This window comes from Streptomyces sp. UW30 (genome assembly GCF_008042075.1).
Taxonomy (GTDB): domain Bacteria; phylum Actinomycetota; class Actinomycetes; order Streptomycetales; family Streptomycetaceae; genus Streptomyces.
This window is the reverse complement of the sequence record NZ_RDBN01000053.1, coordinates 1,814,567-1,821,383: the sequence shown is the minus strand read 5'-3', so window position 1 is coordinate 1,821,383 and position 6,817 is coordinate 1,814,567. Positions and strand designations below refer to the sequence as shown.

Annotated in this window: 6 protein-coding genes; 2 read left to right on the top strand and 4 right to left on the bottom strand. The window is 71.8% G+C overall.

The annotated features are described in order from the left end of the window. Window positions 1-258: 258 nt before the first annotated feature. The gene (locus tag EAO75_RS42840) at window positions 259-1,239 is read right to left on the bottom strand and encodes an NAD(P)H-quinone oxidoreductase (RefSeq protein ID WP_148000392.1); all 981 of its coding nucleotides are present in this window, start codon (window positions 1,237-1,239) and stop codon (window positions 259-261) included. Between the two features lie 205 nt (window positions 1,240-1,444). Here EAO75_RS42840 and EAO75_RS42835 point away from each other — a divergent pair, with 205 nt between their 5' ends. Continuing rightward, window positions 1,445-2,458, top strand: a complete 1,014-nt coding sequence (locus EAO75_RS42835; protein WP_148000391.1) for an ATP-binding cassette domain-containing protein — start codon at window positions 1,445-1,447, stop codon at window positions 2,456-2,458. After that, window positions 2,455-3,303 (top strand): ABC transporter permease, encoded by an 849-nt coding sequence (locus EAO75_RS42830; RefSeq protein ID WP_148000390.1) that lies wholly within the window; start codon window positions 2,455-2,457, stop codon window positions 3,301-3,303. The genes EAO75_RS42835 and EAO75_RS42830 overlap by 4 nt, the downstream gene beginning before the upstream one ends. A gap of 23 nt (window positions 3,304-3,326) precedes the next feature. On the opposite strand, the gene EAO75_RS42825 is transcribed toward EAO75_RS42830, so the two are convergent. The 3 genes from EAO75_RS42825 to EAO75_RS42815 are packed head-to-tail and all read right to left on the bottom strand — an operon-like array spanning window position 3,327 to window position 6,753. Beyond that, on the bottom strand, window positions 3,327-4,424 hold the full coding sequence (locus tag EAO75_RS42825; RefSeq protein WP_148000389.1) for a potassium channel family protein: 1,098 nt from the start codon (window positions 4,422-4,424) through the stop codon (window positions 3,327-3,329). Next, on the bottom strand, window positions 4,421-5,812 hold the full coding sequence (locus tag EAO75_RS42820) for a molybdopterin molybdotransferase MoeA (RefSeq protein ID WP_148000388.1): 1,392 nt from the start codon (window positions 5,810-5,812) through the stop codon (window positions 4,421-4,423). The genes EAO75_RS42825 and EAO75_RS42820 overlap by 4 nt, the downstream gene beginning before the upstream one ends. Then, window positions 5,809-6,753, bottom strand: a complete 945-nt coding sequence (locus tag EAO75_RS42815) for an NTP transferase domain-containing protein (RefSeq protein WP_148000387.1) — start codon at window positions 6,751-6,753, stop codon at window positions 5,809-5,811. Before EAO75_RS42815 ends, EAO75_RS42820 begins: the two co-directional genes overlap by 4 nt. Window positions 6,754-6,817: the final 64 nt, after the last annotated feature.

Here is a 6,817-nt window from a genome sequence, read left to right as displayed (position 1 = left end):
GTAGGGCAGCCGCACCACACGGCGTGACGGCCTCCAGGCCCACCGAACCGCCCCGCACTGCACCCCGCCCCGCATGCCGACGGCCCTGCCGAGCCCGTGCTCGAAGTACTGCCCCTCGGTGCCGGGCTCGTGCTGATCGGGCTGGGCCTGGGCCTCGCCTTCGTCGGTCTCCGGCTGCGGCGCGGCTAGCGGGTGTCCTCCGGGGCCGGGCCCGGTCCGGTGGGCCTGGAGGCCGTCACGCCGTGTGGTGCGGCTGCCCTACGGCGCGACGAGCAGCACCTTGCCCACGTGTCCGCTCTCCTCGACCACCCGGTGGGCCTCGGCCGCCTCGCTCATCGGCAGCTCACGGTCGACGACCGGGCGTACGTGACCGGCGTCCAGCATGGGCCAGACGTGTTCGCGTACGGCCGCGACGATCGCCGCCTTCTCGGCGAGCGGGCGGGCCCGCAGCGAGGTCGCGCTGATGGCGCCGCGCTTGCCCAGGAGCGCGCCGATGTTGAGCTCGCCCTTGATGCCGCCCTGCATGCCGATGATGGCGAGCCGGCCGTTGACGGCGAGGGTCTGGACGTTGCGGTCGAGGTACTTGGCGCCCATGTTGTCGAGGATGACGTCGGCTCCCGCCCCGTCGGTGGCCTTCTTGACCTCGGCGACGAAGTCCTGCTCCCGGTAGTTGACCAGGATCTCGGCGCCCAGCTCGGCGCACCGGTCCAGCTTCTCCTTGCTGCCCGCGGTCACGGCGACCTTGGCGCCGACGGCCTTGGCGAGCTGGATGGCCATGGTGCCGATGCCGCTGGAACCGCCGTGCACGAGCAACGTCTCGCCGGGGCGCAGGTGGGCGACCATGAAGACGTTGGACCACACCGTGCAGACCACCTCGGGCAGCGCGGCGGCCTGCGTCAGGCTCAGGCCCTTGGGCACGGGCAGCAGCTGACCGGCCGGCACGGCGACCTTCTCGGCGTAACCGCCGCCCGCCAGCAGCGCGCACACCTCGTCGCCGACGGCCCAGCCGGAGACGCCGGGGCCGACCTCGGTGATCCGGCCGGAGCACTCCAGGCCGGGGTAGGGGGAGGTGCCGGGCGGCGGGTTGTAGAAGCCCTGCCGTTGCAGGATGTCGGCGCGGTTGACGGCGCCGGCCGCCACCTCGACCAGCACCTCGCCCTCACCGGCCACCGGATCGGGGACCTCGTCCCACACGAGCGCCTCGGGCCCACCAGGTTCGGGAATCGTGATCGCATGCATGGGACGGACGCTACCCCTCGGTCCCACGCCCAAGTCCCTAGGACCTCGTCCTCGTTTCCGCCAGGTCCTTTCGCCCGTTCCCTCGGTCCTTGGACGGGTCCTTCGAAAAATCCCTGTGCGCCACCGATGAGTTTGCGCGACCGTAAATGTCTCCCCATGCGTAGCCCAAGAACGTGGAAGGACCCTCCGGAAGGACCCCGACAGCATGAGCACGCAGACGACGTCCGGTCTCGCCATCGAGACCGCCGGCCTGGTGAAGACATTCGGTGAGACACGGGCCGTCGACGGCGTGGACCTCGCGGTTCCGGCCGGCACGGTCTACGGCGTCCTCGGCCCGAACGGCGCCGGCAAGACCACCACGGTGAAGATGCTCGCCACCCTGCTACGGCCCGACGGCGGCGAGGCCCATGTCTTCGGCCACGACGTCGTCCGCGAGGCCGACGCCGTACGCGGCCGGGTGAGCCTCACCGGCCAGTACGCCTCCGTGGACGAGGACCTCACCGGCACCGAGAACCTGGTCCTGCTGGGCCGCCTCCTCGGACACGGCAAGCAAGCCGCGCGCGAGCGCGCCGGGCAGCTGCTGGAGGCCTTCGGGCTGACGGACGCGGCCGCCAAGCAGGTCAAGAACTACTCCGGCGGCATGCGGCGCCGTATCGACATCGCCGCATCCATCCTGAACACCCCCGACCTGCTCTTCCTCGACGAGCCGACGACCGGCCTGGACCCGCGCAGCCGCAACCAGGTGTGGGACATCGTGCGCGCGGTCGTCTCCCAGGGCACCACCGTGCTGCTGACCACGCAGTACCTCGACGAGGCCGACCAGCTGGCGTCCCGGATCGCCGTCATCGACCGCGGCAAGGTGATCGCCGAGGGGACCAAGGGCGAGCTCAAGGCGTCCGTCGGCGCCGGGTCCGTCCATCTGCGGCTGCGTGACGCGGAGCAGCGGCCCGAGGCCGAGCGGGTGCTGCGGCTGGCCCTGGACGCGGACGTGAAGCTGGAGCCCGACCCCGTGGCCCTCACCGCGCGCGTCGGGTCGGGCGTGGCCAATGGTCAGGGCGCGGCGGAACAGGCCGGCCGCGCGCTCGCCGAGCTGGCCCGCAGCGGCGTCATCGTCGACAACTTCTCGCTGGGCCAGCCCAGCCTGGACGAGGTGTTCCTCGCCCTCACCGGACACGACACCCACAAGACGGATGCCACCAAGGACGAGGTGACGGCATGAGCACCGTGACGCAGACCGAGAGCAAGGACCTCGCCCCCGTCAGCGCCGAGTCGCTCGCCGCGCTGCTGGTCGCGAAGGAGCGCCCGCCGCGGCCGAGCGCCTGGTCGGCCTCCATGACGTTCGGCTGGCGGGCGATCCTGAAGATCAAGCATGTGCCGGAGCAGCTCTTCGACGTCACCGCGTTCCCGATCATGATGGTGCTGATGTACACGTACCTGTTCGGGGGCGCCCTGGCCGGGTCCCCGAAGGAGTACATCCAGTTCCTGCTGCCGGGCATCCTGGTGATGTCGGTCGTGATGATCACGATGTACACGGGCGTCTCGGTGAACACCGACATCGAGAAGGGCGTCTTCGACCGGTTCCGCTCGCTGCCGATCTGGCGGCCGTCGACCATGGTCGGCTATCTGCTGGGCGACGCCCTGCGCTACACCATCGCGTCCGTCGTGATGCTCACCGTCGGCATCATCCTGGGCTTCCGCCCGGACGGCGGCGTGGCCGGAGTGCTCGCCGGGATCGCGCTGCTGGTGGCCTTCTCGTTCGCGTTCTCGTGGATCTGGACGATGTTCGGGCTGATGCTGCGCTCCGAGAAGTCGGTGATGGGCGTCAGCATGATGGTGATCTTCCCGCTCACCTTCCTGTCCAACGTCTTCGTGGACCCGAAGACCATGCCGGGCTGGCTCCAGGCGTTCGTGAACAACAGCCCGATCACTCATCTGGCCTCGGCCGTGCGCGGGTTGATGGCGGGCGACTGGCCGGCGGCCGAGGTCGCCTGGTCGGTGGGCTGGGCGGGCCTGTTCGTGCTGGTCTTCGGGCCGATCACGATGCGGCTGTACAACCGCAAGTAGTGCCTACGGGCACAGCAGGGGCTTCAGTCCTGCTGCAGACGCCGGGCGTCGGGTGCGACCTGCGTGCCCGGCGTCGCCCGCACGATGGTGATGAGCCGGTCCGTCAACTCCAGTGTCCCGACGGCCTGATCGTCGTATCCGAGCACCCGGTGTCCACGGATCACGCTGACCACCAGGTCGTCGGTCTGCCGCGGGGTCTTGCCCACCTCGGCCTTTATGACCGGCCGTTCGACGATGTCGAGCCCGCTGCCCTGGTGGATCAGATCCTCCAGCACCATGCCGGCGGCGGGGCTGAGCACGGACAGGCCCAGCAGCCGTCCGGCCGCGCTGGCGCTGGTGATGACCGCGTCGGCGCCGGACTGCTTCAGCAGCGGTGCGTTCTCCTCCTCGCGCACCGCGGCCACGATCTTCGCGCCTCGATTGAGCTGCCGGGCCGTCAGCGTCACCAGCACGGCCGTGTCGTCCCGCTGGGTGGCGATGATGACCTTCCGGGCCTTGTGCACCTCGGCCCGCTTCAGCACCTCGCTGCGCGTAGCGTCGCCCGTGACCCCGGCGTACCCGTCCGCGACGGCCGCCTCGACCACCTTGGAACTTGAGTCGACGACGATGACCTGGTCTTTCCTCAGGCCCGTCGCGCAGACGGTCTGGATCGCCGAACGCCCCTTCGTGCCGAAGCCGACGACGACGGTGTGGTCACGCAAGGTGGACCTCCAGCGGGTCAGCCGCCATTCCTCCCGGGTCCGTTCGGTGAGGACCTCAAGGGTGGTGCCGACCAGGATGATCAGAAACAGCACACGCATGGGCGTGATGACGAAGATATTGGTGAGCCGGGCGGCGTCACTGACCGGGGTGATGTCGCCGTAACCGGTGGTGGAGAGGCTGACGGTCGCGTAGTAGAAGGCGTCGAGGAGATCGACGGAACCGTCGGAGTTGTCGTTGTAGCCGTCATGGTCGGCGTAGACGATGAGGGCGGCCGCCACAAGCAGCGACAGGGCGATCGTGACCCGCTTGGCCACCTGACGGAACGGATGCTCCACGATCTTCTTCGGGAGCTTCACCCGATAGGTCGCGACCCTCTCGTCCGCCTCACGGGCTATGGCGTCCTGGCCCGGAAGTTTCACGTGAAACACACCTCGATGCCGGCGGACGCCCAGGGCAGATCGAGCAGTTCGGTCTCCTGCCCCGCCCGCGCACCGCCCGGCGGTACGACGGCCACGGCATCGGCGGCCGCCATCCCCCGCAGCATGGCCGGCCCCTGGTAGTGCAGCGGCACGGCATGGTCGCCGCGCAGCACGACGGGGACGAGCCGGGTGTCGTACGGGTGCCCGTGCACCGTCTCCTTCAAGGGCATCGTGTACGACTCCGCGGCGGAGCGCGCCGCGAGGGTGCGCAGCAGGGGTTCGGCGAGCGTGAGCAGGCCGGAGACGGCGGCGAGGGGGTTGCCGGGCAGGCCGACGAGGTGCTGGTCCTCCTTGACGCGGGCCAGCAGCATGGGGTGCCCGGGTCGCACCTTGACGCCGTCCACCAGGAGTTCGGCGTCGATGCGGTGCAGCGTGGGGTGGACATGGTCGCGGGGGCCGGCCGCGGTGCCGCCGGTGGTGACGATGAGGTCGGCGTCGGACTTGGTGAGGGCCTTGTGCAGGGCCTTGGCGTCGTCGCCGAGCCGGCGCACGGCGGTGACATCGGCGCCGAGCGCACGCAGCCAGGGCGGCAGCATCGGGCCGAGGGCATCACGGATGAGCCCGTCGTGCGGGCGCCCTTCGGTGAGCAACTCGTCGCCGAGGACGAGGACTTCGACGCGGGGGCGGGGTACGGCGGTGACGGTGTCGTATCCGGCGGCCGCCGCCAGGCCGAGCACGGCCGGGGTCACGAGGGTGCCGACGGCAAGCAGCTGGTCGCCGTCACGGCACTCCTGGCCGCGCGGGCGGATGTCCTGGCCGGGCTGGATCTCCCGGGTGGCGTGCAGCTGGCCCTTGGTGTCCGTGCGGCCATGCTCGCTGCGCAGAACGGCGGTGGTGTCCAGGGGGATCCGGGCGCCGGTCGCGATACGGACGGCCTCGCCGTCGGTGAGCGGCTCGGGCCGGCCGTGCCCGGCCAGGACGCCCTCCTCCCGTACGGCCCAGGGGCCGGGGCCCGCGACGGCCCAGCCGTCCATCGCCGAGGTGTCGAAGGAGGGCAGGTCGGTGAGAGCGGTGAGAGGGGCGGCCAGGGTGAGGCCGAGCGCGGCGTCGAGGGCTACGGAGACGGGAGCGCGGCGGGCGGCCGTGCCCTTGAGGCTCTGGGGGCGGGCGGCGTGGGCGGCGATCTCGCGGGCTTCGGGCCAGGGGGTGGCCTTGTGGTGGCGGCCGGAGTCGGGGTCCGGCTTGCGGGCGCCCTGGGTGTGCGGGAGAGGTGCGGGCACCTTGTCGCCGGGGGTGCGGTGACCGTTGTCTTCGTTCACGAGGGCGAGCACCTCCTCGACATCGAGGTCCTCGGCGTCCCCGTCGGTCCGGATGCCGCGGGCGGTCATCCGGCGTCCGGGCGGGTGTCGGGCGTGGCGTCGGGGGCCGGGTCGGACTTGGCGGCTGCCTCGTCGGCCCAGCGCAGGGCGAGCGCGGCGGCCTTGCGGGCGGCCTCGGCGACGGCCTCGGGGCCTCCTGAGCCGCTCTTGGCCTGCGCTGCCGCGTATCCGACGAGGAAGGTGGTCAAAGGGGCCGCGGGCCGCGCCACGCCGTGGGCGGCGTCGCGGGCGAGGTCCAGCAGCACCGTGATGTCGACGTCGAGGTCGATGCCCAGTTCGTCCTTGACTGCGGAAATCCATTCATCCAACACGTGCCCATGCTCCCTGATGCGTGCCCTGGCGGTGGCGATGTCGTCCCAGGTGTCGCAGTCGAAGGACGCGACGGGGTCGGGGACGCGGGTGAGGTCGAGCGCACCGGTCAGCCGGCGCAGGGGGAGGCCGGTGAGGCCTTCGTGCTCCTGGGCGAGCGCGGCCAGTTCGCGGCGCAGCGCGGGCGCGCGGTACGCGGCGACGAGGGGCTGGTCACGGCCGTCGGCGTCGGTGAGCAGCGCGCCGTCGGCTCCGGCGGTGTGCAGGGCGGCCAGCAGCCGCCGCACCGTGCCCTCGTCGAGGAACGGCAGATCGGCGGAGAGGACGACGACCGACTCGGCCGTGGTGTGCCGTATCCCGGCGTCGAGGGCGGCCAGCGGGCCGCCGCCGGGCGGGTCCTCGCGCGCCCAGGTCACCGGCCGCGCGGTGGGCCGGGGGTCGGCGACGACGACGGTGGTGCGCGCATCGGCGCAGGCGGCGAGCACCCGGTCGAGCAGCGCACGCCCGCCGACGCGCACGCCGGGTTTGTCCACGCCGCCGAGCCGTCGCGCGGCGCCGCCGGCGAGGACGACGGCGTCGTACGCGACGTCCTGTCCGGCATCGGCGGCGCCCTGCGCGCCCGTCGGTTCCTCGGCGGTCATCCCCCGAGTATGCGGGCCCCGGCGATCACAGGGAACGTGGCGGATGCAACCGGCCGCGACGGCT